This window comes from Leisingera sp. ANG59 (assembly GCF_013317235.1).
In the GTDB taxonomy this organism is placed as follows: domain Bacteria; phylum Pseudomonadota; class Alphaproteobacteria; order Rhodobacterales; family Rhodobacteraceae; genus Leisingera.
Genome location: NZ_WLCM01000044.1, coordinates 1 through 23,883, shown reverse-complemented (window position 1 = coordinate 23,883; position 23,883 = coordinate 1). Strand labels below are relative to the sequence as shown.

General features: G+C 63.4%; 23 protein-coding genes and 1 riboswitch. Of the genes, 21 read left to right on the top strand and 2 right to left on the bottom strand.

The window, feature by feature from the left end; translation table 11 throughout:
• Positions 1-186 precede the first annotated feature (186 nt).
• From GKC28_RS22375 to GKC28_RS22325, 11 genes are all read left to right on the top strand, one after another.
• Positions 187-765 (top strand): OmpA family protein, encoded by a 579-nt coding sequence (locus tag GKC28_RS22375; RefSeq protein WP_368041160.1) that lies wholly within the window; start codon positions 187-189, stop codon positions 763-765.
• An 11-nt stretch (positions 766-776) separates the two neighbouring features.
• The gene (locus GKC28_RS22370) at positions 777-1,082 is read left to right on the top strand and encodes a hypothetical protein (RefSeq protein ID WP_174149196.1); all 306 of its coding nucleotides are present in this window, start codon (positions 777-779) and stop codon (positions 1,080-1,082) included.
• Between the two features lie 141 nt (positions 1,083-1,223).
• Positions 1,224-2,234, top strand: coding sequence for a PhoH family protein (locus tag GKC28_RS22365; RefSeq protein WP_174149195.1), 1,011 nt, complete (start codon positions 1,224-1,226; stop codon positions 2,232-2,234).
• An 81-nt stretch (positions 2,235-2,315) separates the two neighbouring features.
• Positions 2,316-2,828, top strand: coding sequence for an rRNA maturation RNase YbeY (ybeY, locus tag GKC28_RS22360; RefSeq protein ID WP_174149194.1), 513 nt, complete (start codon positions 2,316-2,318; stop codon positions 2,826-2,828).
• A gap of 22 nt (positions 2,829-2,850) precedes the next feature.
• Positions 2,851-3,750: a hemolysin family protein gene (locus tag GKC28_RS22355; RefSeq protein ID WP_174149193.1), complete on the top strand. Its 900-nt coding sequence runs from the start codon at positions 2,851-2,853 to the stop codon at positions 3,748-3,750.
• Complete coding sequence (lnt, locus tag GKC28_RS22350) at positions 3,747-5,246, top strand: apolipoprotein N-acyltransferase (RefSeq protein ID WP_174149192.1); 1,500 nt, start codon at positions 3,747-3,749, stop codon at positions 5,244-5,246. Before GKC28_RS22355 ends, lnt begins: the two co-directional genes overlap by 4 nt.
• 61 nt (positions 5,247-5,307) lie before the next feature.
• A riboswitch (SAM-SAH riboswitch) is annotated at positions 5,308-5,356 on the top strand.
• Between the two features lie 6 nt (positions 5,357-5,362).
• Positions 5,363-6,544: a methionine adenosyltransferase gene (gene metK, locus GKC28_RS22345; protein ID WP_174149191.1), complete on the top strand. Its 1,182-nt coding sequence runs from the start codon at positions 5,363-5,365 to the stop codon at positions 6,542-6,544.
• Between the two features lie 273 nt (positions 6,545-6,817).
• A complete protein-coding gene (locus GKC28_RS22340; RefSeq protein WP_174149190.1) occupies positions 6,818-7,462 on the top strand; it encodes a hypothetical protein in 645 nt (214 codons plus the stop codon).
• 78 nt (positions 7,463-7,540) lie between these two features.
• Positions 7,541-8,317 carry a tRNA (guanosine(46)-N(7))-methyltransferase TrmB gene (locus GKC28_RS22335; RefSeq protein WP_174149189.1) on the top strand — a complete coding sequence of 259 codons (777 nt, stop codon included), beginning with the start codon at positions 7,541-7,543 and terminating at the stop codon, positions 8,315-8,317.
• A gap of 86 nt (positions 8,318-8,403) precedes the next feature.
• Positions 8,404-9,750: a 3-phosphoshikimate 1-carboxyvinyltransferase gene (aroA, locus tag GKC28_RS22330; protein ID WP_174149188.1), complete on the top strand. Its 1,347-nt coding sequence runs from the start codon at positions 8,404-8,406 to the stop codon at positions 9,748-9,750.
• Positions 9,747-10,379, top strand: a complete 633-nt coding sequence (locus GKC28_RS22325; protein ID WP_174149187.1) for a d(CMP) kinase — start codon at positions 9,747-9,749, stop codon at positions 10,377-10,379. Before aroA ends, GKC28_RS22325 begins: the two co-directional genes overlap by 4 nt.
• Before the next feature lie 98 nt (positions 10,380-10,477).
• Here the strand turns inward: GKC28_RS22325 and GKC28_RS22320 are convergent, their stop codons facing one another.
• Positions 10,478-10,957 carry a YHS domain-containing (seleno)protein gene (locus GKC28_RS22320; RefSeq protein ID WP_174149186.1) on the bottom strand — a complete coding sequence of 160 codons (480 nt, stop codon included), beginning with the start codon at positions 10,955-10,957 and terminating at the stop codon, positions 10,478-10,480.
• A gap of 490 nt (positions 10,958-11,447) precedes the next feature.
• On the opposite strand from GKC28_RS22320, the gene GKC28_RS22315 reads away from it, so the two are divergent.
• The 9 genes from GKC28_RS22315 (at position 11,448) to GKC28_RS22275 (ending at position 21,250) form a co-directional block, all read left to right on the top strand.
• A complete protein-coding gene (locus GKC28_RS22315; RefSeq protein WP_174149185.1) occupies positions 11,448-12,593 on the top strand; it encodes an amidohydrolase in 1,146 nt (381 codons plus the stop codon).
• 2 nt (positions 12,594-12,595) lie between these two features.
• On the top strand, positions 12,596-13,786 hold the full coding sequence (locus GKC28_RS22310) for a diaminopropionate ammonia-lyase (protein WP_174149184.1): 1,191 nt from the start codon (positions 12,596-12,598) through the stop codon (positions 13,784-13,786).
• Positions 13,779-14,945, top strand: a complete 1,167-nt coding sequence (locus tag GKC28_RS22305; protein WP_174149183.1) for a Xaa-Pro peptidase family protein — start codon at positions 13,779-13,781, stop codon at positions 14,943-14,945. Before GKC28_RS22310 ends, GKC28_RS22305 begins: the two co-directional genes overlap by 8 nt.
• Before the next feature lie 15 nt (positions 14,946-14,960).
• A complete protein-coding gene (locus GKC28_RS22300; protein ID WP_174149182.1) occupies positions 14,961-15,716 on the top strand; it encodes an aspartate/glutamate racemase family protein in 756 nt (251 codons plus the stop codon).
• Between the two features lie 142 nt (positions 15,717-15,858).
• Positions 15,859-17,409, top strand: coding sequence for a sulfatase-like hydrolase/transferase (locus GKC28_RS22295; RefSeq protein WP_174149181.1), 1,551 nt, complete (start codon positions 15,859-15,861; stop codon positions 17,407-17,409).
• Positions 17,410-17,592: 183 nt separating this feature from the next.
• Positions 17,593-18,495: a metal ABC transporter substrate-binding protein gene (locus tag GKC28_RS22290; RefSeq protein ID WP_174149180.1), complete on the top strand. Its 903-nt coding sequence runs from the start codon at positions 17,593-17,595 to the stop codon at positions 18,493-18,495.
• 99 nt (positions 18,496-18,594) lie between these two features.
• Positions 18,595-19,512, top strand: coding sequence for a manganese/iron ABC transporter ATP-binding protein (locus tag GKC28_RS22285; protein ID WP_302480815.1), 918 nt, complete (start codon positions 18,595-18,597; stop codon positions 19,510-19,512).
• Positions 19,512-20,390 (top strand): metal ABC transporter permease, encoded by an 879-nt coding sequence (locus GKC28_RS22280; protein ID WP_174149204.1) that lies wholly within the window; start codon positions 19,512-19,514, stop codon positions 20,388-20,390. Before GKC28_RS22285 ends, GKC28_RS22280 begins: the two co-directional genes overlap by 1 nt.
• Complete coding sequence (locus GKC28_RS22275; protein WP_174149179.1) at positions 20,390-21,250, top strand: metal ABC transporter permease; 861 nt, start codon at positions 20,390-20,392, stop codon at positions 21,248-21,250. The genes GKC28_RS22280 and GKC28_RS22275 overlap by 1 nt, the downstream gene beginning before the upstream one ends.
• Before the next feature lies 1 nt (position 21,251).
• Here the strand turns inward: GKC28_RS22275 and GKC28_RS22270 are convergent, their stop codons facing one another.
• A complete protein-coding gene (locus GKC28_RS22270; protein WP_174149178.1) occupies positions 21,252-22,166 on the bottom strand; it encodes a LysR substrate-binding domain-containing protein in 915 nt (304 codons plus the stop codon).
• Positions 22,167-22,259: 93 nt separating this feature from the next.
• On the opposite strand from GKC28_RS22270, the gene GKC28_RS22265 reads away from it, so the two are divergent.
• The gene (locus GKC28_RS22265) at positions 22,260-23,780 is read left to right on the top strand and encodes a trimethylamine methyltransferase family protein (RefSeq protein WP_174149177.1); all 1,521 of its coding nucleotides are present in this window, start codon (positions 22,260-22,262) and stop codon (positions 23,778-23,780) included.
• The last annotated feature ends 103 nt before the right edge of the window (positions 23,781-23,883 follow it).

Genomic DNA, 23,883 nt, shown 5'->3' with positions numbered 1-23,883 from the left:
GCTTCGCGTTCAGCAACAATTCCGTGGAGCTGAGCTGAGTGTCTTGCGAAGGCGTTAAATCCGCTTGTGCATTCGTCCGATTTTGGGAACGTTTTAACTTAAAATCAGATAGATTTACTCTTGTGGCCTATGGGGTGGCCAGGTTTGAGACAGCTCCCTGGGGGCTTAGGTGAAGGAATTTCGGTTGTGTTGACATTTAAACTGCACAAGGCGATTGCGCTAGCCGCTGCTGCCGCGGCTGCGCTCAGCATCGCCGCTGCGCCTGCGAGCGCCCAATCACAGCAGCGAACCATCAAAGGTGAACGCTATGTGCCGACCATCTGGGTCGACCCGGATGGCTGTGAGCACTGGGTGATGGACGATGGCGCTGAAGGCTACATGACTCCGCATGTTAAACCAGATGGCAAACCCGTTTGCCGCCGCGGCAATATCTGCGGCGTGATGCCGACAGACCAGTTCTTTGCCACTGACAGGCATTACATCAATGCAGCAGGCAAACAGCGCCTGCTCGAGTTTTTCCAGCAGGCGCAGGGCAACGGTGCGCGCTCTTTCATCGTTGCAGGCCATACCGACAGCAGAGCATCGGATGAATACAACATCCGCCTGTCCGAGCGCCGTGCAAATGCCGTGGCTGCGGTTGGCCGTTCGGCCGGTGCGCGTATTGCAGGCGTGCGGGCCTACGGCGAGCGTGATCCGCGGGTGCCCAACACCAGCGCTGCCAACATGGCGCAGAACCGCCGTGTCGAAATCTTTTGCCTGCGCTGAAGGGAAAAATCATGATGATGAAGAGAACGCTTGGTCTTGTTGCGGTGATTTCCCTGCTTGGTGCCTGCAGCGAAGCATTAGATAAAACCCGCGATGCCCACGTTGGCGATGGCAGCAACAATCATTTGTCCAACCTGACCGCCGGCATCTGGGTTGACCCGAACGGCTGCGAGCATTGGATCATCGACGATGGCCTTGAAGGTTACGCCGATCTGCGCCGCACGCCCGACGGGAAGCCGGTGTGCAACAGCGACATTCCGCCCACGCTGGCCACCGGCCCGTTCAAGGACGGGTCGACCTTTGCGGATCCGATCTGAGACTTGCATTACGCTTGATTTGCAGCCGCCCATCGGGGCGGCTGTTTTTGTTTCAAAAAAGTGATTTTGCACAGCGCCTGCTTGCGCAAACGCCGCCGCAGAGGCAGACTGAAGGGGCAACGCCAGATTGAGGAGATCAGCTTGGCCATCAGCGCCCTGAATGACCCGCAGACCCAGACCGCAACCCACGAAGTGCTGCTGGAATTTCCTGATAACCGATTGCTGATCGACCTGTGCGGCGAATATGATCGCAACCTGGCTGACATCGAACAGAAACTGGGCGTGCAGATCGTCCGCCGCGGCAATCAGCTGTCGGTGATGGGTGAGGATTCTGCGCGTGAACAGGCCGCCGGCGTCTTGACCGCTCTTTATGACCGGCTGGAAACCGGCCGCAGTGTGGAAAGCGGCGATATTGACCGCGAACTGCGGATGGGACCGGACAGCGATGATGCCGAGCCCGATGGCCAGCTGCAGATGTTCCGCGGCGGCCGGGTGGAGATCAAGACCCGCAAGAAACTGGTGGAACCGCGCACCGAGGCGCAAAAAGCCTATGTGCAGTCATTGTTCGAGCATGAGCTGGCCTTTGGCATTGGCCCCGCAGGCACCGGCAAGACCTATCTGGCCGTTGCCGTGGGCGTTTCCATGTTCATCACCGGCCACGTCGACCGCATCATCCTGTCCCGCCCGGCGGTGGAGGCCGGAGAGAAGCTCGGCTACCTGCCCGGCGACATGAAGGACAAGGTCGATCCTTACATGCAGCCGCTTTATGACGCGTTGAACGATTTCCTGCCGGGCAAACAGCTGGCCAAGCTGATTGAGGACAAGCGGATCGAAATCGCACCGCTGGCCTTTATGCGCGGCCGCACGCTCTCCAATGCCTTCGTGGTTTTGGACGAGGCGCAGAACGCTACCACCATGCAGATGAAGATGTTCCTCACCCGCCTGGGCGAGGGGTCGCGCATGGTGATCACCGGCGACCGCTCCCAGGTCGACCTGCCGCGCGGGGTGCAATCGGGCCTGGCCGATGCTGAACGGCTTCTGAAAACCATCCCCAAGATCAGCTTCAACTATTTCACCGCCCGTGATGTGGTGCGTCACCCGCTTGTGGCCGCGATCATTGAAGCCTATGACGCGGATTCAACACCAGCCTGACGCAGAGAAACCCGCGGGGCTTCTTCTTTGTGAAAATACTCCGGGGGTGCGGGGGCTGGCCCCCGCTTGCGAAACCTTACAATGACGATCGACATCACCATCGAAGACAGCCGCTGGCAGGACGCCGGGCTTGCAGCACTGGCGGAAGAAGCTACCGCCGCGGTGCTGGCGCATTTTGCACTTGACCAGGAAGCCTGCGAAATTTCGCTTTTGGCCTGCAATGATCCGCGCATTGCTGAACTCAATGCTGAATTCCGGGACAAGGACAAAGCCACCAATGTGCTGAGTTGGCCGGCAGAGGAGCTTTCGGCAGAGGAAGATGGCGGCGCGCCGCTGCCGCCGGAAGCTGATTTTACTGGGGAAATTCCGCTGGGCGACATCGCGATTTCCTATGATACCTGCGCCCGCGAGGCCGTGGAAGCGGGTAAATCCCTGGCCGATCATACCCGACACCTGATCATTCACGGACTGTTGCATCTTTTGGGTTATGATCACATTCGTGACCGCGATGCCGCATTGATGGAGGGGATTGAGATCCTGCTACTTGGCAAACTGGGTGTCGCGAACCCATATATGAGTGAGGACGCCCCGTGACCGGGGTTTTTGGAATGGAAAGATGGGCGACATAGAAGGCAGTTCTAACGCGGCGCAGGGCGCGCTGCAGGACATCAATGGCACGGCTGCGGATGCACCGGCCTCTGAAAACACCGGATTGTGGACGCGGCTGCGCAGCGTATTCAGCCCCGATCCGCAGGACGTCCAGGACACTGGCGGCGAACAGCCTGCGCCCGGATCCGGTCCGCACGGCATGATCAACCTGCGCCGGATGCGGGTTGAGGACGTTGCCATCCCCTCTGCCGAAATTGCCGCTGTGCCGGTCACTGTCGCCAAGGATGACCTGGTCGGCATTTTCCGGCAAAGCGGCTTTACCCGCATTCCTGTTTATGAGGGCACGCTGGACACGCCGCTGGGGTTTGTCCACCTCAAGGATTTCTCTCTCACCCATGGTTTCAACGGCGGCACCTCCGAATTCGATCTTTCGAAGATGCTGCGCCCGCTGCTGTTCGTGCCGCCCTCGATGCCGATCGGGGTACTGCTGACCAAGATGCAGGCTGAACGCCGCCACATGGCGCTGGTGATCGATGAATACGGCGGGGTGGATGGTCTTGTCACCATCGAGGACTTGATCGAACAGGTGGTGGGGGAGATCGAGGATGAGCACGACGCCGATGAGCTGCAAACCTGGTTTGAGGAAAAGCCGGGCTGCTACATTGCGCTGGCCCGCACCTCGCTGCCGGAGTTCGAGGCCGAGACCGGCCATTCGCTGACCAGTCACGATGACGTGGACGAGGAGGAGATCGACACGCTTGGCGGGCTGGTCTTCATGCTGTCCGGCCGGGTGCCTGCCCGCGGTGAGGTGATCGAACATCCGGAGGGCGCCGAGTTTGAGGTCATGGATGCCGACCCGCGGCGGATCAAACGGCTGCGGGTGCGGTTGCCGGAAGCAGCTGCATGATGTCACTCGGGCTGCGGCAGGCCGCGCGCCAGCTCCGGCTGGCCCCGGCGGCGCTGGCCCTTGGGAGCGGTGCGCTGCTGTCGCTGGCGCTGGCACCCTGGCACATGCTCCCCGGGCTGCCGCTTGCCTTGGCCGCGGCTGGCTGGCTGGTGCTTCAGGCAGCCTCTGCCCGCGCCTCTTGTCTGGCTGGATGGCTGTTCGGGCTGGGTTATTTCGCCTTCGGCCTCTCGTGGATAATTGAACCCTTTCAGATCGACCCCGACCGCCACGCTTGGATGGCGCCCTTTGCGCTCGTCTTCCTGGCCGCCGGCCTTGCCCTGTTCTGGGGGGCGGCTTTTGGTATCGCTGCCCGTTTCAGCCGCGGTGCGTTGCGCATTCCGATGCTGGCCGCCGTGTGGTCGCTTGCGGAATTCGCCCGCGCCTATCTGCTCACTGGTTTTCCCTGGGCCGCTTTCGGTCAGTTCTGGCTCGATACGCCCGCCGCAAACCTGCTGCCTTGGACCGGGCCGCAAGGGCTGGCGCTGCTGACGCTTGCAGCGTTCCTGCCGCTGGGCCTGCTGCGGAAAAATTCTGCCGCGGCTCTGCTTCCGCCGGCGCTGGTGGCGGCAGCAATCCTGGCCGCTCCAGCCCCCTCTGCAACAGAGCTGACCAGCAAGACCGTGCGCATCGTCCAGCCCAATGCGCCGCAGAACCTGAAATGGCACCCGGACCACAGGTGGGAGTTTGTCCGCCGCGCGCTGGCATTTTCTGCTGGGAACCCGCGTCCGGACCTGATCGTCTGGCCGGAAACCGCTGTGCCGCAGCTGCTGAACTATGCAGAAGACACGCTGCAGGTTATCGCCGAAGGCGCTGGCCGCGTGCCGGTCCTGCTGGGTATTCAGCGCGAGGAGGGCGGCGCTTACTACAACTCTGCCGTGCTGCTGGATTCAGACGGCCTGCCGGCCGCCACCTACGACAAGGCGCATCTGGTGCCGTTCGGGGAATATGTGCCGTTCGGCAACTTTATGGCCCGTTTCGGTATCCATGGCTTTGCTTCCCAAGCGGGGGCAGGGTATGCCGCCGGACCCGGGGCGCAGCTGCTGGATCTGCCGATCGGGAGCGCCCTGCCGCTGATATGCTATGAGGCTGTTTTCCCGCACGATGTGAACGCCGCCGAAACCCGTCCCGATATGCTGGTGCAGATCACCAATGACGCCTGGTTCGGCACCCGCTCAGGCCCCTATCAGCACCTTGTGCAGGCCCGGATGCGGGCGCTGGAGCAGGGGCTGCCAATGATCCGGGCCGCGAATACCGGGGTGTCGGCCATGATTGCGCCGGACGGGACGCTTCTGGACAGACTGCCTCTGGGCGAGGCCGGCTTTATCGACGCGCCCCTGCCTGCGCCGTTGCCGCCCACCCTGTACAGCCGGACCGGAGACTGGCCGGTGTTTCTCCTGTGCCTGATCATCGCAGGTGCGGCAATCTTTCTGCCCCGCGCTCTTGCGCCGCGGTCATAGCTGCTTAACTGTACCCGAATATAGATTGACCCGCGCGGATGGGCCGCGTAATGCGGCTTGATACCTGCCACAACGGCTTCCTGGCGTGGCAAGGATGAACCAATGGAGCACTTTTCATGACCCGTATGAACTACACCTTCACTTCGGAATCGGTTTCCGAGGGCCACCCGGATAAGGTCTGCGACCGCATTTCCGATGCTGTTCTGGACGCTTTCCTGGCGGAAGAACCCGAGGCGCGGGTGGCGGCTGAGACCTTTGCCACCACGAACCGTGTCGTCATCGGGGGCGAGGTGGGCCTGTCCGATCAGGACAAGCTGCACGACTACATGGGCAGGATCGACGAGATCACCCGGGCCTGCATCAAGGACATCGGCTACGAGCAGGACAAGTTCCACCACGAAACCGTGGAAGTGACCAACCTGCTGCACGAGCAATCCGCGCATATCGCGCAGGGCGTTAATGCTTCTGGTGAAAAGGACGAAGGCGCAGGCGACCAGGGCATCATGTTCGGCTTTGCCACCAACGAAACCGATGCGCTGATGCCGGCGCCGATCCAGTTCAGCCATGCGATCCTGCGCCGCCTGGCTGAGGTGCGCAAGAACGGCACCGAGCCGGCCCTTGGCCCGGATGCCAAATCGCAGCTGTCGGTGGTCTATGAAGGCGGCAAGCCGGTGGGCATCAGTTCGCTGGTGCTGTCGACCCAGCACTTCGATGAATCGCTGACCTCAAATGACATCCGCGCCATTGTGGAGCCCTACATCCGCGAAACCCTGCCTGACGGCTGGCTGACCGATGCCACCGTTTGGCACGTCAACCCGACCGGCAAGTTCGTGATCGGTGGCCCGGATGGCGATGCGGGCCTCACCGGGCGCAAGATCATCGTGGACACTTACGGCGGCGCAGCCCCGCACGGCGGCGGTGCGTTTTCCGGCAAGGATCCGACCAAGGTGGACCGCTCGGCGGCTTATGCCGCGCGCTACCTGGCCAAGAACGTGGTGGCCGCGGGCATGGCGGAGAAATGCACCATCCAGCTTTCTTATGCGATCGGTGTCTCCAAGCCTCTGTCGATCTATGCCGAAACCCATGGCACCGGCGAGGTCGACCCGGCGGCGATCGAACGGGCGATCGATCAGGTCATGGATCTGACCCCGCGCGGCATCCGCTCGCACCTGGGGCTGAACAAGCCGATCTACCAGCGCACCGCGGCCTATGGCCACTTTGGCCGCGAACCGGATGCCGACGGCGGCTTCAGCTGGGAGCGCACCGATCTGGCCGAGGCGCTGAAGAAAGCGGTTTGAGGCCGGGACATAACAAAAAGCGGGCCGCACGGCCCGCTTTTTCATTTCGGGGCGGCTCCCGCCTGGCTCCGCGCATTCGCTGAATGCACCTCGCCCGTTGGGCACGGCGCCTTGCTGCGCTGCGGCGCACCGGTCAGCACTGCTGACCGGATGTTTCGCGCACGAAACATTTGGACAGAACCGCTGACCTGTTGGGGGTGGAGCGAAACGGAAGCCTGCGCCATAGTGCCGGACAAGGTTCTTTCAGCTGCCGGGGCTGCAATTTTGCGCAAAATGCTTATCCTTTTCTTCTTGGTTCTGGTGTCTGCTGCCGCCGCTAGGGAGGGTTTGCCGCAGAAATTCAGTCTGCAGGGAAAGACACTGGTTTATGACACCGAAACAGATGTGACAGACGGGCTGGCGGAGATCACCGAAGAGGACGTCGCGCACCTGCGGGACATCCTGAAGCAAAGCCCTGAGATTTCCGAATTGCAGCTCAACAGCGTCGGTGGCAGTGTTTACGCGGGCGAGGAAATTGCCGGGCTGGTGTTGGAATACGGGCTGGATACGCTCGTCGACGGCACTTGCATCAGTGCTTGCGTGGATGTCTTTCTGGCCGGCGAACGCAGGCGGATGACAATCGGCTCCAGCATCGGCTTTCACCAGCGCAACTGGCCGTCCGAGGCCGTGCATAAGTACTACCGCAGCGAACGCAAGCGCCGTCGCTGGGCAACACCGTTTGAGTTCGGCTCCTGGATCTATGAGGACACCCAGCGCGAAATCTACGAGCATCTCAGCTACATGGTGGCGCGCGGAGTGGATCCTGGCTTTGCCATTGAGACCTTACGCACGGATCCGGACGGGGAGTGGTATCCCAGCCGTCTGCGGCTGATCGCAGCGGGCGTTCTGCGCGAGCTGCGGCCGGGGCAAAACCCCTAGATGGCTTGACCCGCAGTCCTGCTTGCGGCACAGGGGCGCCAGCCTTTCAAAAGACGCCTCGAACAGGAGCCCAGACGCATGTCCGGCGACCAGAAGCCCCGCGACGACCAGTCCAAGGATGCCCAGCCTGCCGCCACCAATGCGGCCGAAAAACACGCCAGCGGCGCGCCCTGGCGCAACTTCTACGGCCGCTTCAAGGGCAAGACCCTGAAGGACAGCCAGAAGCGCTATCTGGACGAGGACCTGGCAAGCCTCAGCCCCGGTGCAGTCGGCTGGGATGAAAACCCGGACCGGACCCCGCTGGACCTGGAGGCGCTGTTCGGCGGCAAGGATGTCTGGCTCGAAGTCGGATTCGGCGGCGGTGAGCATCTGGTGCATCAGGCGGTCAGCAACCCGGGCGTTGGCATCATCGGCGCCGAGCCCTTCATCAACGGCGTCGCGATGCTCTTGGGAAAGATCCGCAACGCGGGCGCGGACAATATCGCCGTGCACCCCGGCGATGCCCGCGACCTGATGGATGTGCTGCCGGAGGCGTCCGTTTCGCGTGCCTTCCTGCTTTATCCCGACCCCTGGCCCAAGGCCCGCCACCACCGCCGCCGTTTTGTGACGCAGGAGCATCTGGAGCCGCTGGCCCGCTGCCTGAAGCCGGGCGCGATCTTCCGCGTGGCGACCGATATCCCCGACTATGTGCGCCAGACTCTGGAAGAGGTTCCGAAAGCGGGTTTCGAATGGCTGGCGGAAGGCCCAGCCGACTGGCGCCAGCCGTGGGCGGACTGGATTTCCACCCGCTACGAGCAGAAGGCCCTGCGCGAAGGCCGCACCCCGCATTACCTGACCTTCCGCCGCCTGGGCTGAGGCCAATTACGCTGGACCGGCCAGATTCAATCCGTTACCGATAGCGCAAACGAACAGACGAACGACCGACAGACGAAGGAAGCCCCATGTCCGGACACGGCACGCCCATCCCGATGACCTCCCACCGTGCTGACGCTCTCAAGGGCGTGGCAGAGGTGCCCGGCGACAAGTCGATCTCGCACCGCTCGCTGATCCTGGGCGCACTGTCGGTTGGGGAAACCAAGATCTCCGGCCTGCTGGAGGGCGAGGATGTGCTGGACACCGCCAAGGCGATGCAGGCCTTTGGCGTCGAAGTGGTGAACCATGGCGGCGGCAACTGGTCGGTATTCGGCGTTGGTGTCGGCGGCTTTGCAGAGCCTGGCAATGTGATCGACTGCGGCAATTCCGGCACCGGGGTACGGCTGATCATGGGGGTGATGGCGACCTCTCCGATCACTGCGACCTTCACCGGCGATGCCTCCCTGAATAAACGCCCGATGGCGCGCGTGACTGACCCGCTGGCACTGTTCGGCACCCAGTCCGTCGGCCGCTCCGGCGGCCGCCTGCCGATGACCATAGTCGGCGCGGCGGACCCTGTACCGGTTCGCTATGAGGTGCCGGTACCGTCGGCGCAGGTGAAATCGGCAGTGCTGTTTGCAGGCCTCAACGCGCCCGGCAAAACCGTGGTGATCGAGAAGGAAGCCACCCGCGACCATACCGAACGGATGCTGGCCGGTTTCGGCGCCGAGATCACCACCGAGGACACCGAAGAGGGCCGCGTCATCACCCTGACCGGCCGGCCCGAGCTGAAACCGCAAGTAATCGCGGTGCCGCGCGACCCGTCCTCCGCGGCCTTCCCGGTCTGTGCCGCGCTGATCACCCCCGGCTCTGATGTGCTGGTGCCCAACATCGGCCTGAACCCGACCCGCGCCGGCCTCTACTACACCCTGCAGGACATGGGCGCGGACCTGACGTTCGAGAACATGCGCGAAGAGGGTGGCGAGCCGGTCGCCGATCTGCGCGCCAAGTACTCGCCGGGCATGAAGGGCATCGAAGTGCCGCCCGAGCGTGCCGCCTCGATGATCGATGAATACCCGGTGCTGTCGGTGGTGGCCTCCTTCGCGGAAGGAAAGACCATGATGGCAGGCGTCAAGGAATTGCGGGTCAAGGAAAGCGACCGCATCGACGCGATGGCCAAAGGCCTCCGTGCCAACGGTGTTACTGTTGAAGAAGGCGAGGACTGGTGGGAAGTCACCGGTCTGGGCATCGACGGCGTGCCGGGCGGCGGCACCTGCGAGAGCTTCCTGGACCACCGCATCGCCATGTCCTTCATGGTGATGGGCATGGGGGCGCAGAACCCGGTCTCTGTCGACGACGGCAGCCCGATCGCCACCTCCTTCCCGATCTTCGAGACCCTGATGGGAAGCCTCGGCGCCAAGCTGGAGCGCACATGAGCGAGAGCTTCACCATCGCCGTTGACGGGCCTGCGGCTGCGGGCAAGGGCACGCTGTCCAAGGCGCTGGCCGCGCACTATGGTTTTGGCCATCTGGACACCGGCCTCTTGTACCGCGCTGTTGGCGCCAAGATGCTGGACGGCGCGGCGCCGGTTGAGGCTGCGCGAAACCTGACGCCTGAGGATCTGGCACGTGGAGACTTGCGCGGGCCGGAGGTGGCGCAGGCCGCATCCAAGGTGGCGGTGATCGCCGAGGTGCGCGCGGCACTGGTGGATTTCCAGCGCGCCTTTGCTCGCCGCGCAGGCGGCGCGGTGCTGGACGGACGCGACATCGGCACCGTGATCTGCCCCTACGCGCAGGTGAAATTCTTTGTCACCGCCAGCGCCGAAGTGCGTGCCCGCCGCCGTTTCCTGGAACTGGCTGCTGCGGGCAAGGTGACGACCCTCGAGGAGGTGCTGGGCGACGTCAAGGCCCGGGACGAGCGCGACATGAACCGCGCCGAGGCGCCGTTGCGCCCCGCAGCGGATGCGATTCTGATCGACACCAGCGATCTTAGCATCGAAGAAGCCCTGGCCAAGGCGATGGCGGTAATTGAAACCCGCCGCGAGGCGGGCGAAACACTGCCGTAAACACCAGCTTTCCAAAAACACCCGCAGCTGACGCAGCAGCTGCGGGCCGAAGGCAGGCAGGACGGAACGTGGGTCTGCCTGCCCTCTGTCAGGCGGGGTCAGAGCGCGTCAACCGCGGTGTGCTTGATCTTGCCCCACTGGTTGTCCGCGGTCTTGGCGGTGCCAGCCACGTCTTCCAGGAAGGCGGCGCGGGTGGCAGCGTTCAGGAACAGGAACAGCTTGCCGTCATGCACCAGGTACTGGTCCGGGTCGCCGTCGAATTTCTTTCCCACCGACACGCCGTAGGAGCAGAAGCCGCCGTGCTGGGGCAGGTATTTCGACGGGTTGGCCTCGAACGCGGTTTTGTTTTCCTCAGACGCGAAGTAATAGGAGGCGCCGTCCACGGTGGCCGTATAAGTCGCCATGCCCTCCACTGGGTTGCGGCTGTCCAGCAGCGCCACCAGATCGACTCCATGGGCTGCCAGCGGCGCACCGCCGGCTGAGATGCCGTTGGAAACGTTGATTTCATCTGCGGCATAGGCCGGGGCCGCCAGCGCAGCAGAAAGCGAAATCAGAGCGGTTGTCAGAAGCGTTTTCATGGTTTTCCTCATCAGGTTCAGGTGTGCAAACAGGCTCTGCGGCCCGGTAGACTGAAGTTAGATCCGCCGGGGTGAACGATTAATCTCTGTTCGTTCCGTTGATTTTGCAGATCGTTCCGAATTGCTCCCGCCTCCCAACTGCTGTGGTTCACTCATCTGTGCATGGCAGCTTGGGCAGGAGCGCATTAGCCTGAGATGGAATGCTGAGGGGAGTTTCTGTCATGACTTGGCTGCGGGCAATTGCGATGGCTTGTGTTCCGGCGGCGCCCTGCAATTCGGCAGCGGTGACAGCCCGGGAATTCAGCCGCAGCTGATCGAGGACCTGCTGGAAAAGGGTGGGGAAATCTAGTGGCAGTGGCCGATGGTGTGGTACGAGTTTCAACGCAAAACGGTGAAACAAGGATGAAAATCGTCTCCTGATGGCCTGAATTCTATGCGCCAAGTCGCGGTTCGCAGCCTAATGTCGCTGCAACTGGCTTGGAGCGCGCGCATGACTACATTTCTGGACCGCCTGACCGCACTGCGCCGGGATTTTCACCGCCACCCTGAACTTGGCTTTCAGGAGGAGCGCACCAGGGCGAAGGTTGCGGAGCATCTGCGCGTCTTGGGGCTGGAGGTGCATGAAGGCGCCGGCGTCATAGGGCTGCTGCGGGCTGGCAACGGAAACCGTGCCATCGGCCTGCGGGCGGACATGGATGCGCTGCCGATCACCGAAACCTCAACCCACGGTTATGTCTCGGAAACGCCGGGCAAGATGCATGCCTGCGGCCATGACGGCCACATGACGATGCTCTTGGGCGCTGCCGAACGGCTGGCGCAAGAGCAGGGGTTTGACGGCACCGTCGTGTTCCTGTTTCAGCCCAACGAGGAGCACGGGCTGGGCGCGCAGGCGATGATTGCCGAGGGCGTGCTGGAACGCTTCCCGATCGAGGAGGTCTATGCCATCCACAATCTGCCGGGCGCGCCGGTGGGTCAGGTCTCGACCCGGCCGGGGCAGATCTGCAGCAGCGAGAGCCTGTTCGAGATTGCGATCAAGGGGCAGGGCGGCCATGCCTCGATGCCGCAGGCGGGGGTGGATGCCATCACCGTCGGGGCCGAAATGGTGCTGGCGCTGCAAACCATCGTCTCGCGCAAGCTGGCGCCGGGGGCCGGGGCGGTGGTGTCTGTGACCGAGTTTCTGACCGACGGCCAGCGCAATGTGCTGCCGGGCCACGCGGTGCTGAAAGGCGACGTGCGCGCCCGCATGCCCGCCGACCGCGCGGCGGTGGAGCGGTTCATGCGCCAGATCGCCGCCGGAGTTGCCGCCACCCATGCGGTGGAGGTGGAGGTAAGCTTCAACACCGAGTTTGTAGAGACCATCAACGCCGCAGGCCCGGCCGAGGCCGTCTATCGCGCAGGCGAGGCCGCGGGCTGCGAGGTGATCCGCAACCGCCCGCCGATGAGCTTCTCCGAGGATTTCGCCCATTTCGCCAACGCCGTGCCCGGCTGCTTTCTGCTCTTGGGCAATGGCGAAGAGGGGCCGCACGGCCAGCCGCTGCACGCGGCGGATTATGATTTCAACGACGCTCTGCTGCCCATCGGCGCGGAGTTCTGGGTGCAGCTGGTGCGGGACCGGCTGCCAGCGGGAAAGGACTGACGATGCTTGAACAATTTGCTGTTGCCCTGCGCCACACGGCAGGGAGCCCGAAACCCGGCGAAGCTGCCTATAGTGTTTTGTCGGAACAGGACTTCGCCAACGCGCAAGCGGAGATCACCGCCTGGGAGGGGTATGAAGAGACACCGCTGGTCTCCTTGGCCGGGCTTGCGGCGCAGACCGGTGTGGGCCGGATCGACTACAAGCATGAGGGCCCGCGGTTCGGCCTAGGCAGCTTCAAGGCGCTGGGCGGGTCTTATGCGGCGATGCGGGTGCTGCAGCGGGAGCTGAGCAAGCAACTGGGCCAGGACGTCAGCCTGGAGGAAATCCGCAAGGGCGCTCATAAGGACGCCTGCGCCGGGATCACCCTGGTCTCGGCCACCGACGGCAACCATGGCCGCTCGCTGGCCTGGGGCTGCCAGCGCTTTGGCGCGCCCTGCCGGATCTATATCCATGCCGAAGTCAGCGAGGGCCGCGCCGTGGCCATGCGCGAGCTGGGCGCCGAGGTGATCCGGATCGAAGGTGACTATGACGACTCGGTGCTGCTGGCCAAGAAAGAGGCAGCGGAAAACGGCTGGTTCGTGGTTTCCGACACTTCCTGGGAAGGCTACACCGAGCCGCCGCGCGACGTGATGGCCGGCTACAGCGTGATGACCCGCGAGGCCTGCGAGGCGCTGGAGCAGCCCCCCACCCATGTGTTCCTGCAGGGCGGCGTCGGCGGGCTGGCGGCCTCGGTCGCGGCGGCGCTGCGGCAGTACTACGGGACCGAGGCGCCGCGGGTCGTGATCGTTGAGCCTGAGCTTGCGGCCTGCCTGTTCGACAGCGCCCGCAATGGCAAGGCGACCAACTTCGCCATCAAGGAAGAAACCATCATGGCGGGCCTCTCCTGCGGTGAGCCGTCGGAAATGGCCTGGCAGGTCCTGGCAGAGGAGGCCTCGGACTTCGTGACCATCCCCGACAGCATCGTGGCGCCCGCGGTGCGGCTGCTGGCCAATGGCGAAACCGGCGATCCGGTGGTGGAGGCGGGCGAAAGCGCAGTGGCGGGCCTGTCCGCATTGATCGCGGCTTGTCAGTCGCCGGAAATGAAAGAAACGCTGGGCCTGGATGAAAGCTCGCGCGTGCTGCTGATCGGCTCCGAGGGGGTCACCGATCCGGCGATCTATGCCGCGATCATGGAAGGGAAAGACCATGTCTGACGCGCCCGCACGCGGGTTCCCGGAAGCGGAATTTGCGGCCCGCACTGAAAAAGCGCAGGCGCTGATGGCACAGCAGGGGCTTGATGGGCTTCTGCTGCTGGCCGAGCCGGAAGTGCGCTATTTCAGCGGCTTTCACACGCTGTTCTGGCAAAGTCCGACCCGGCCCTGGTTCCTGTTTGTGCCGCCCGCGGGCAAGCCGGTTGCCATCATCCCGGAGATCGGCGCCGACCTGATGCGCCGCACCTGGATCGAGGACATCCGCACCTGGAGCGCCCCGGCGCCCGAGGATGACGGCATCAGCCTGCTGACAGAGCTGCTGTCGCCGGTTGCCTCCCGTGGCGGTTCCATCGGTCTGATGAAGGGGCATGAGACCTCTTTGCGGATGCCGCTGGGCGACTATGAGCGGCTGATGGCGGGGATGCCGGGGCTGAAGGTGGCGGATGCCACCCCGCTGGTGCGCAGCCTGCGGATGGTGAAATCCGCCGCCGAGATCGAAAAACTGCGCCATATCTGCGCCATCGGCTCCCGCACTTTCGCGCAGGTGCCGCAGATTGCTCATGAAGGCCAGCCGTTCGAGGATCTGTTCCGGGCCTTCCGGCGCGAAGCGCTGGCGCAGGGCGCAGACGATGTGCCTTATCTGGTCGGCGGCGCCGATCAGAGCGGCTACAGCGACGTGATCTCGCCGCCCACCGGCCGGCCCTTGCAGGCGGGCGACATCGTGATGCTGGACACCGGTGCGACCTGGGACGGCTACTTCTGCGATTTCGACCGCAACTTTGCCATTGGCCGCGCCGATGACCTGTCACGCCGCGTCTATGACGTGCTGTGGCGGGCGACCGAGGCCGGGATTGCCGCGGCCAAACCCGGTGCCACCTGCCGCGAGCTCTTCCAGGCGATGCAGTCCGTGATCGCGGAGATGGACAATCAGGGCGGCGATGTGGGGCGGCTGGGCCACGGGCTGGGGATGCAGCTGACGGAATGGCCCTCCCACGCCGCCTTTGACGGGACGGTGATCGAAGAGAACATGGTGCTGACACTGGAACCTTCGCTGGGCTATGGCGATGGCCGTATCATGGTGCATGAAGAAAACATCGTGGTGCGTGCGGGTGGCGCTGAACTGCTGACCGTCCGTGCCGCGCCGGAACTGCCGGTGATCTGAAGGAGGCCCCGGGCCATGAAGCTGCCATATGACACGGACGCAGGCATCGGCACCCGCGCCACCCTGGGGGTGATCGTGCTTGAAACAGACGAGACGCTGGAGCCGGAGTTCTCCCGGATGATGGCGCAGCCGGGTGTGGCGCTCTATCACAGCCGCATCCCGATGGTGCCCGAGGTGCGGCCTGAGACACTGGCAAAGATGCAGGCGGACCTGCCTGCTTCGGCGCGGCTGTTTCCCTCCATGCCGGATTTCGATGTGATCGGCTATGGCTGCACTTCGGCCTCCACGGTGATTGGTTCTTCCAAGGTGGCCGAAGCCGTGCAGACGGTATTGCCCACGGCCAAGGTGACCGATCCTCTGGCCGCCATCATTGCGGCCGGCAATGCGCTGGACGCCGCCCGGTTCGGGTTTGTGACCCCTTACTTGCCGGAAGTATCGGCGCAGATGCGCGCCAAGCTGGAAGAGGCAGGGTTTGAGATTGCGGGTTTTGGTTCGTTTGAACAGAAGGACGACCGTGTGGTAGCGCGGATCAGCGAGGCAACAAATGCAGATGCGGCTAGACAAGTGGCCGCGCAAGGTGATTGTGATGCTGTCGTGATTTCGTGCACCAACCTGCGCTGCCTGCGGATCATTCCCGAGATTGAGGCGCAGACAGGGGTGCCGGTGATTTCCAGCAACCAGGCTCTGGGCTGGCATATGCTGCGGCTCGCGGGTGTGGATGATGAGCGGCCGGAATTCGGTAAGCTGTTCACGCGGGGGCTGGCTGTCTGATCGCTAAAATTAGCCGGGAATGGCCAGCTGGCTAACTGTGGCAAGCTGTCCCGCCGCGCGAAAAAGTCCGCACTTGTAATCCACACGCAGACTGCCACAGATTATCCCCGGAAACCTGATTTGTTCCAGCGAGGAAGCCCGGATGCCTGCCGCACGCCCCGAAAACCGGAATGTCCTGTTCATCATCATTGACCAGCTGCGCGCTGACTGCCTGACCGGGGCGCTGGCGGAACATGTGGACCTGCCCAACATACGCGCCTTCATGCAGGAGGCTGTGTCCTTCCAGCGGCATTTCTCGGTGACCAATCCTTGCGGGCCGTCGCGCGCGTCAATCCTGACCGGCCAGTATGCGATGAACCACCGGTCGGTCCGCAACGGCACACCGCTGCGCCACGACACGCCCAATGTCGCCACGGAGATGCGCAAGGCGGGCTACTTGCCGTTGCTGTTCGGCTATACAGACACGTCTCAGGATCCGCGGGCCTTTGACGCCAACGATCCGGCGCTTCGGACCTACGAGTATCCGATGAACGGCTTTCATGAGATGACCGAGATGCGGCTGGAGATGTCCTATCCATGGCAATCGCATCTAATGAGCCGGGGCTATGAGTTCGAGAGCTATTGGGACGTCTACAAGCCAGTTTCACCGGACGGTGGCGCACCCAGGCTGAACGATCCGGCGCTGTACTCGGCAGAGGACAGTGACACAGCATTTCTGACTAACTCATTCCTGAATACGATGCCGGCCCACGGCAAGGACAGCTGGTTTGCACATCTGACCTACATTCGCCCGCACCCGCCGCTGGTGGCCCCAGCGCCCTATAACAGCATGTATGACCCGGCCAGCCTGCCGCTGCCGAAGCGGCTGGCAAATGCTGAACAGGAAGCCGGCCAGCACCCGTTCTTTGGCCCGCTTCTGCGCAAAAGCACCGCTGCGAGCTTTGTCGAGGGCTTCCCGGATCTGGAGCCGACGGATGAGAACATCCAGACCCTGCGTGCGGTCTACCTGGGCCTGGCGACAGAAGTGGACCACCATGTCGGTCGGGTAATTCAGTTCCTCAAGGACAGCGGACAGTATGACAACACGATGGTGGTGATCACTGCTGACCATGGCGAAATGCTGGGCGACCGGCATTCTTGGGGCAAGATGACGGTCTATGATGCCGCCTACCACACGCCGCTGATCATCCGGATGCCGGGCAACGAACAGAACGCGGGCGCCTGCCTGTCTCAGATCACTGAATCCATTGATGTGACGCCGACCATTTTGGAATGGGGGGGGCGGCAGGTGCCGAATTCCATGGACGGGCGGTCGCTGCTGCCGCTCCTGCGGGGGGACGTGCCGCAGGACTGGCGGCAGTATTCCTTCTCGGAGCTGGATTTCTCTGAGCCGCTTGAGCCGACACTGTGGCAGCAGGAGCTGGGCACCACGGCCAGCGATTCCTGCCTTGGCATCCTGCGGGATGAGCGGTTCACGCTGGTTGAATTCGCCGCCGACCTGCCGCCGATGATGTTCGACAGCCAGGGACGGGGGGAACTGGAGAATGTGGCGGGCCGGCCTGAATATTCCGGGGACCTCAGCCGGCTGACCCGGCAGATGCTGCGGCACCGGATGAAGAACATGGACCATACGCTGTCGCTGACGGCTATCACGGGGGATGGCCCTCGCAGCAGGACCCGGTACCCACGGTAAGCCGTTCTGCCGTTTCCGGCACACTCTGTGCAGCTGCAAGGGGCCGCCTTGCATTTTCTGAAAGTGCCGGCCGTGGCGTGCGAAGGGAAACTGCCGCTTTTGCAAATCATTCTCAATTTCATTGACAGTTGCGAATGATTTGCAATAACAGTGCATCAAAGACATCTTCAAACGGAGAATCGGATGTTCCCGAACCTGCTCAAGACAGTGTCCGCCGCCGCTATCGCGGCCGTCACCGCCAGCGCCGCCATGGCCGAAGACAAGATGAAAGTCGTAACAACCTTCACCGTCCTCGCCGACATGGCGGCCAATGTGGCGGGTGACGCGGCTGAGGTCGTCTCAGTCACCAAGCCCGGGGCGGAAATTCACGGCTATGAGCCGACCCCGCGCGATATCGTGCGGGCGTCCGATGCCGACCTGATCCTGTGGAACGGCATGAACCTGGAACTGTGGTTCGAGCAGTTCCTGTCGAACCTGGACGACGTGCCCTCCGTGACCCTGACCGACGGCATCGACCCGATCCCGATCGCGGCCGGCTCTTATGAGGGCAAGCCCAACCCGCATGCTTGGATGGGCCTGGATAACGCGCTGATCTATATCGACAACATCGTTGAGGCCTTTGCCGAGCACGACCCGGAAAACGCCGCCATCTATGTCAAGAACGCAGGCGAATACAAAGACAAGCTGCGCGCTACCATCGAGCCGCTGCGCCGTTCGATCGCAGAGATCCCCGAGGACAAGCGCTGGCTGGTGACCTGCGAAGGCGCCTTCAGCTACCTGGCCCGCGATTTCGGCATGAAAGAGCTGTACCTGTGGCCGATGAACGCCGACCAGGTCGGCACCCCGCAGCAGGTGCGCGCAGTGATCGACGGCGTGCGCGCCAATGACATCCCGGTGGTGTTCTGCGAAAGCACCGTGAACACCGCACCGGCAGAGCAGGTGGCCCGCGAAACCGGCGTGGCCTACGGCGGTGAGCTTTATGTCGACTCCCTCAGCGAAGCGGACGGACCGGTGCCGACTTACTTGGATCTGCTCAAAGTCACATCGCAGACCGTGGCCCGCGGCCTGACCGAAGTGACCAACTAAAACCACTCTGTTTCATATCCAAGTGCCCCGTAGCGGAAGTTGCGGGGCGTTTCATTTCACAAAACACAATTTCTGTGTGTAACTCTGCGGGAAAGCCCAATGCTTGATGCCAGCGAGACCCACATCATGAATACCAGCGCCGCACCAGCGGACGGCGGGATTGCCGCACAGAATGTCACCGTCACCTACCGCAACGGCCACACCGCGCTGTGGAATGCCAGCTTTGGCATTCCCCGCGGCACCGTCACCGCGCTGGTCGGGGTGAACGGTGCCGGCAAGTCGACCCTGTTCAAGGCGATCATGGGGTTTGTCCCGGCCGCGCAGGGTGAGATCCGCATCCTCGGCATGACCGTCAAGGAGGCGCTGCGCAAGAACCTGGTCGCCTATGTGCCGCAGTCGGAGGAAGTCGATTGGGCCTTCCCGGTGCTGGTCGAGGACGTTGTGATGATGGGCCGCTACGGCCACATGGGTTTCTTGCGCCGCCCCAAGGCGGCTGACCACGAGGCCGTCGATCAGGCGCTGCGCCGGGTTAATATGCAGGACTTCCGCCACCGCCAGATCGGCGAGCTGTCCGGCGGCCAGCGCAAGCGGGTGTTCCTGGCCCGGGCGCTCGCACAGGACGGGCAGGTGATCCTGCTGGACGAGCCATTCACCGGCGTCGATGTGAAGACCGAGGAGCAGATCATCGCCCTACTGCGCGAGCTGCGCGAAGAGGGCCGGGTGATGCTGGTCTCCACCCACAACCTCGGCAGCGTGCCGGAGTTTTGCGACCGCACGGTTCTGGTCAAGGGCACGGTGCTGGGCTACGGGCCGACCGAAACCACCTTTACCCGCGAGAACCTGGAACACGCCTTCGGTGGCGTTCTGCGCCATTTCACCCTCGGCGGCGATGCGCTGCATGACGATGGCGACACCCGCGAGGTCACCATCCTGACAGACGACGAGCGCCCCTTTGTCCAATACGGCGAAAAGACCCAGACCAGCGAAAGCAAGGGCGAGGGCGGAGGGCAGCAGTGATGGAATACCTGCTGGAGCCGTTCACCTACGGCTACATGACAAACGCGATGTGGGTCTCGGCGCTGGTCGGCGGCGTTTGCGCCTTCCTGTCGGCCTATCTGATGCTCAAGGGCTGGTCGCTCATTGGCGACGCGCTCTCGCACTCGGTGGTGCCGGGGGTGGCGGGCGCCTACATCCTGGGCCTGCCCTTTGCGCTGGGCGCCTTCATCGCCGGCGGGCTGGCGGCCGGGGCAATGCTGTTCCTCTCGGAACGCTCCGGCCTCAAGGTCGATGTGATCATCGGCCTGATCTTCACCTCCTTCTTCGGGCTTGGCCTGTTCATCGTCTCGATCAGCCCGATGTCGGTCTCGGTGCAGACCATCACCATGGGCAACATCCTGGCGATCACGCCGGAGGATACGCTGCAGCTGGCGATCATCGGCTTTGTCTCGCTGGCGGTGCTGCTGGCCAAGTGGAAGGACCTGATGGTCACCTTCTTTGACGAAAACCACGCCCGCACCATCGGGCTCAGGCCCGGGCTGCTCAAGGCGGTGTTCTTTGTGCTGCTGTCGGCCTCTGTCGTGGCGGCGATGCAGACCGTGGGGGCGTTCCTGGTGATCGCCATGGTTGTGACGCCGGGCGCCACGGCCTATCTGCTGTGCGACCGCTTCCCGCGCCTGATCATGGTGTCAGTGCTGATCGGCGCGGCCACCAGCTTCCTTGGGGCATACGCCAGCTACTTCCTGGATGGCGCCACCGGCGGCATCATCGTAACGCTGCAAACGCTGATCTTCCTGGTGGTCTTTGTCTTCGCCCCGAAACACGGGCTGCTGGCGGCCAAGCGCAAGGCGCGCGAGGCGCTGAAACGCTGCCCCGTGGCACAAGAAGGGGCTGCGTGATGGATCTCTATACCCTGCTGATGCCGTTCCAATTCGCGTTCATGCAGAACGCCTTTTGGATCTCCATGATCGTTTCGGTGCCCACGGCTCTGCTCTCGTGCTTCCTGGTGATGAAGGGCTGGGCGCTGATGGGCGACGCGGTCAGCCACGCGGTGCTGCCGGGGATCGTGCTGGCCTATGTGCTGGGCTTCCCGCTGATCATCGGCGCCTTTGCCGCCGGTATGCTGTGTGCGGTGGCGACCGGCTTTCTGGCGGGCAACAGCCGGGTCAAGCAGGACACGGTGATGGGGGTGGTGTTCTCCGGCATGTTCGGGCTTGGCATCGTGATGTATGTGGGTCTGGAGACCAACGCGCATCTGGATCACATCCTGTTCGGCAACATGCTGGGGGTGGAGCCGGATGAGCTGTGGACCGCAGGCATCATCTCGCTGGTGGTCGGAGCGGCGCTGGTGCTGAAGTGGAAGGACCTGCTGCTGCACAGCTTCGACCCGGCGCAGGCGCAGGCCTCCGGCCTGCCGGTCACGGTGCTGCACTACGGGCTGCTGGCGGCGCTGTCGCTGACCATCGTGGCAACGCTCAAGGCGGCGGGTCTGATCCTGGCGATCGGGCTGCTGATCGCCCCCGGCGCCATCGCGTTCCTGGTGGTGCGCAAGTTCAGCACCATGCTGTGGGTTGCCGTGCTGGTCTGCATGTTCTCGATGCTGGCGGGCACCTATGCCAGCTTCTTCCTCGACAGCGCGCCGGCGCCGACCATCGTGCTGATCCTGACCGCGCTGTTCATCCTCGCCTTTGTGCGGCGGCTGTACCTGACGCATCGCAGGTCGATGCAGCGCGCCATGGACACCTTCGGCGCCGCGTGAGTCACGCGGTTCCGGGCCTGGCCATCTCCAACAGCCACTGCCGCACCAGTTCTGCATTGGGCGCCAGGTCCTGGGTCTTGGACCACACCAGGTAGAACCCTGCGCCGGTGGTCCAGGACCACTCCTTGCGGGCGGCCAGCAGCCCCTGTTTGATCAGCGGCTCGGTCACATGCTGCCAGCCGAAGGCAAAGCCTTCGCCCGCAATCGCCGCCTGCAGCACCAGCGCATAGTCGTTAAGGCGCATCCCGGCGGCGGGCGGGCGGCCGGTGACGCCGAAATGCTCAAACCATTGCTGCCACCTGGGGCGTTCGCGGATCGGTTCCTCCAGATGGATCAGCCGCTCATGCAGCAGGTTCGGCACCGTCGCCAGATTAACGGCGGAGGCCATCACCCTCGGGCTGGCCACCGGAAAGATCACCTCCGGTGCGATCAGGGCGGAATGGCAGTCCGGCCAAGTGCCGTCACCGCGCCGCACCGCCAGCGAGATGCCTTCGGTATTGATATCCGGCTCCCTGTCGGAGCTTTGCAGGCGCAGGTCGATATCGGGGTGCGCCTCATGCAGCTGGGCCAGTCTTGGCATCACCCAGTAGTATGCAAAAGCGGAGGAGCAGTTGAGCGTCACATGGTCATTGCGCCCGAACTGCCGCACGGCCTTGGCAGATGACAGGATGTCCTCCAGCGCCTTGGAGACATCGGTATAAAGCCGCATGCCCGCCCCCGTCAGCTCCACCTTGCGGTGGCCGCGGCGGAATAAAATAACGCCCAAAGACGCTTCCATCTGCTTGATCGCCGCACTGACGGCAGGCTGCTGCACGTTCAATTCTTCCGACGCCCGCGTGAACGAGCCATGCCTGGCGGCGGCCTCGAAGACGATCAGGTGGCGGGGGCTGGTGAGGAGTTTCCAGAGTTCTTGCATAACTGCGTGTTATCCAAATCATCAGAATTTTCAACCGTCACAACATCCGCGCCGGGTCCTATTGTGCCGCAACGCCTGAAGATGGAGAGCCCCATGGCCCGACGCGCCCGCGCATCCCGCGACAGAAACACTGCCCCCGCCGGGGCTCCGGCCTCGCCCTGGATCCAGCGGACGCTGCCGTTCTTTGACGTGCTGGACGAGGAAAAGCTGGTCCGGCTGGAAGCCCAGGTTGACTGGATTTTCGAGGATGTCGGCATCGCCTTCCGCGACGACCCCGAAGCCTTGCGGATCTGGAAGGAAGCGGGCGCGAAGATTACCGGCGACACCGTGCGGGCCGATGCCCAGTGGATCCGGTCGCTCTGCGCCAAGGCGCCGCGGGAGTTCACTCAGCTGGCCCGCAACCCGGCACGGTCGGTTACCATCGGCGGCACCAATCAGGTTTTTGCCCCGATCTACGGCGCGCCGTTTGTGCGCGACCTGGAGGGCGGGCGGCGCTATGGCGATATGGAAAGCTTCGAGAAGCTGGTGAAGCTCACCTACATGCATCCGAACCTGCATCACGGCGGGTTTGTGATCTGCGAACCCTGCGACGTGCCGGTCTCCAAACGCCATTTCGACATGCTGTTTGCCCATATGACGCTGAGCGACAAACCGCATCTGGGCGCCATCACCGAAATGTCCCGGGCGCAGGACAGCGTCGATATGGCCGAGATCGTCTTTGGCAAGGATGTCATGGACAACAACTGCGTGATCATGGGCAACGTGAACACCAATTCGCCGCTGCTGGTCGACAAAGTGGTGACCGAGGCGGTGCGCACCTATTGCGCCCGCGGGCAGGGAATTATTGTTGTGCCGTTTATCCTTACGGGCGCGATGGGCCCGGTCTCCACCGCCGCGTCGGTGGCGCAGGCGATGGCGGAGGCGATGATGGTCTGCGCCTTCAGCCAGATCGTCCGGCCAGGCGCGCCATTTGTGCTGGGCAACTTTCTGTCGTCGATGTCGCTGAAATCAGGCGCGCCGACATTCGGGATGCCGGAGCCGGTGATCTCGAACTATGCCATCGGCCAGCTGGCGCGCCGCGCCGGGCTGCCGTTGCGCTGCGGCGGCTCGCTGACGGCGTCCAAGATCGAGGATGCGCAGGCGGCCTATGAGAGCGCGGATTCGATGCATTCGACCATGCTGGCCGGGGCCAATTATGTGCTGCATTCGGCGGGCTGGCTGGAAGGCGGCCTGTGCACCGGGTTCGAGAAGCTGATCATGGATGCGGACCGGCTGGGGTCCTACCAGAAGGTGCTGAGCCAGGGGCTGGACACCAGCGACGAAGCGATGGCGCGCGATGCTTACGCCGAAGTGGCGCCGGGCGGGCATTTCCTGGGCTCCGGGCACACCATGCGCAACTACCAGACTGCGTTTTATGAGCCGAAACTCAGCGACAGCGAAAACGTCGAAAGCTGGGAGGAAGGCGGTTCCAAGGACATGCGCCAGCGCGCCTATGAGCGCTGGAACCAGATGCTGAACGAGTATGTGGCGCCGCCGATGGATGAGGCGGTGAAAGAGGAACTGGCCGCCTATGTCGCCCGCCGCAAGGAGGAGATCCCGGATGCGTGGTACTGAGTTAACCCTTTCTTCACGCATAAGTTCAGCTGATGCAGGATGTGCCGGATTGCCCCGGCACCCCCTGTGCACCCCCCGTACACCCTGTGCACCCCCCGTACAC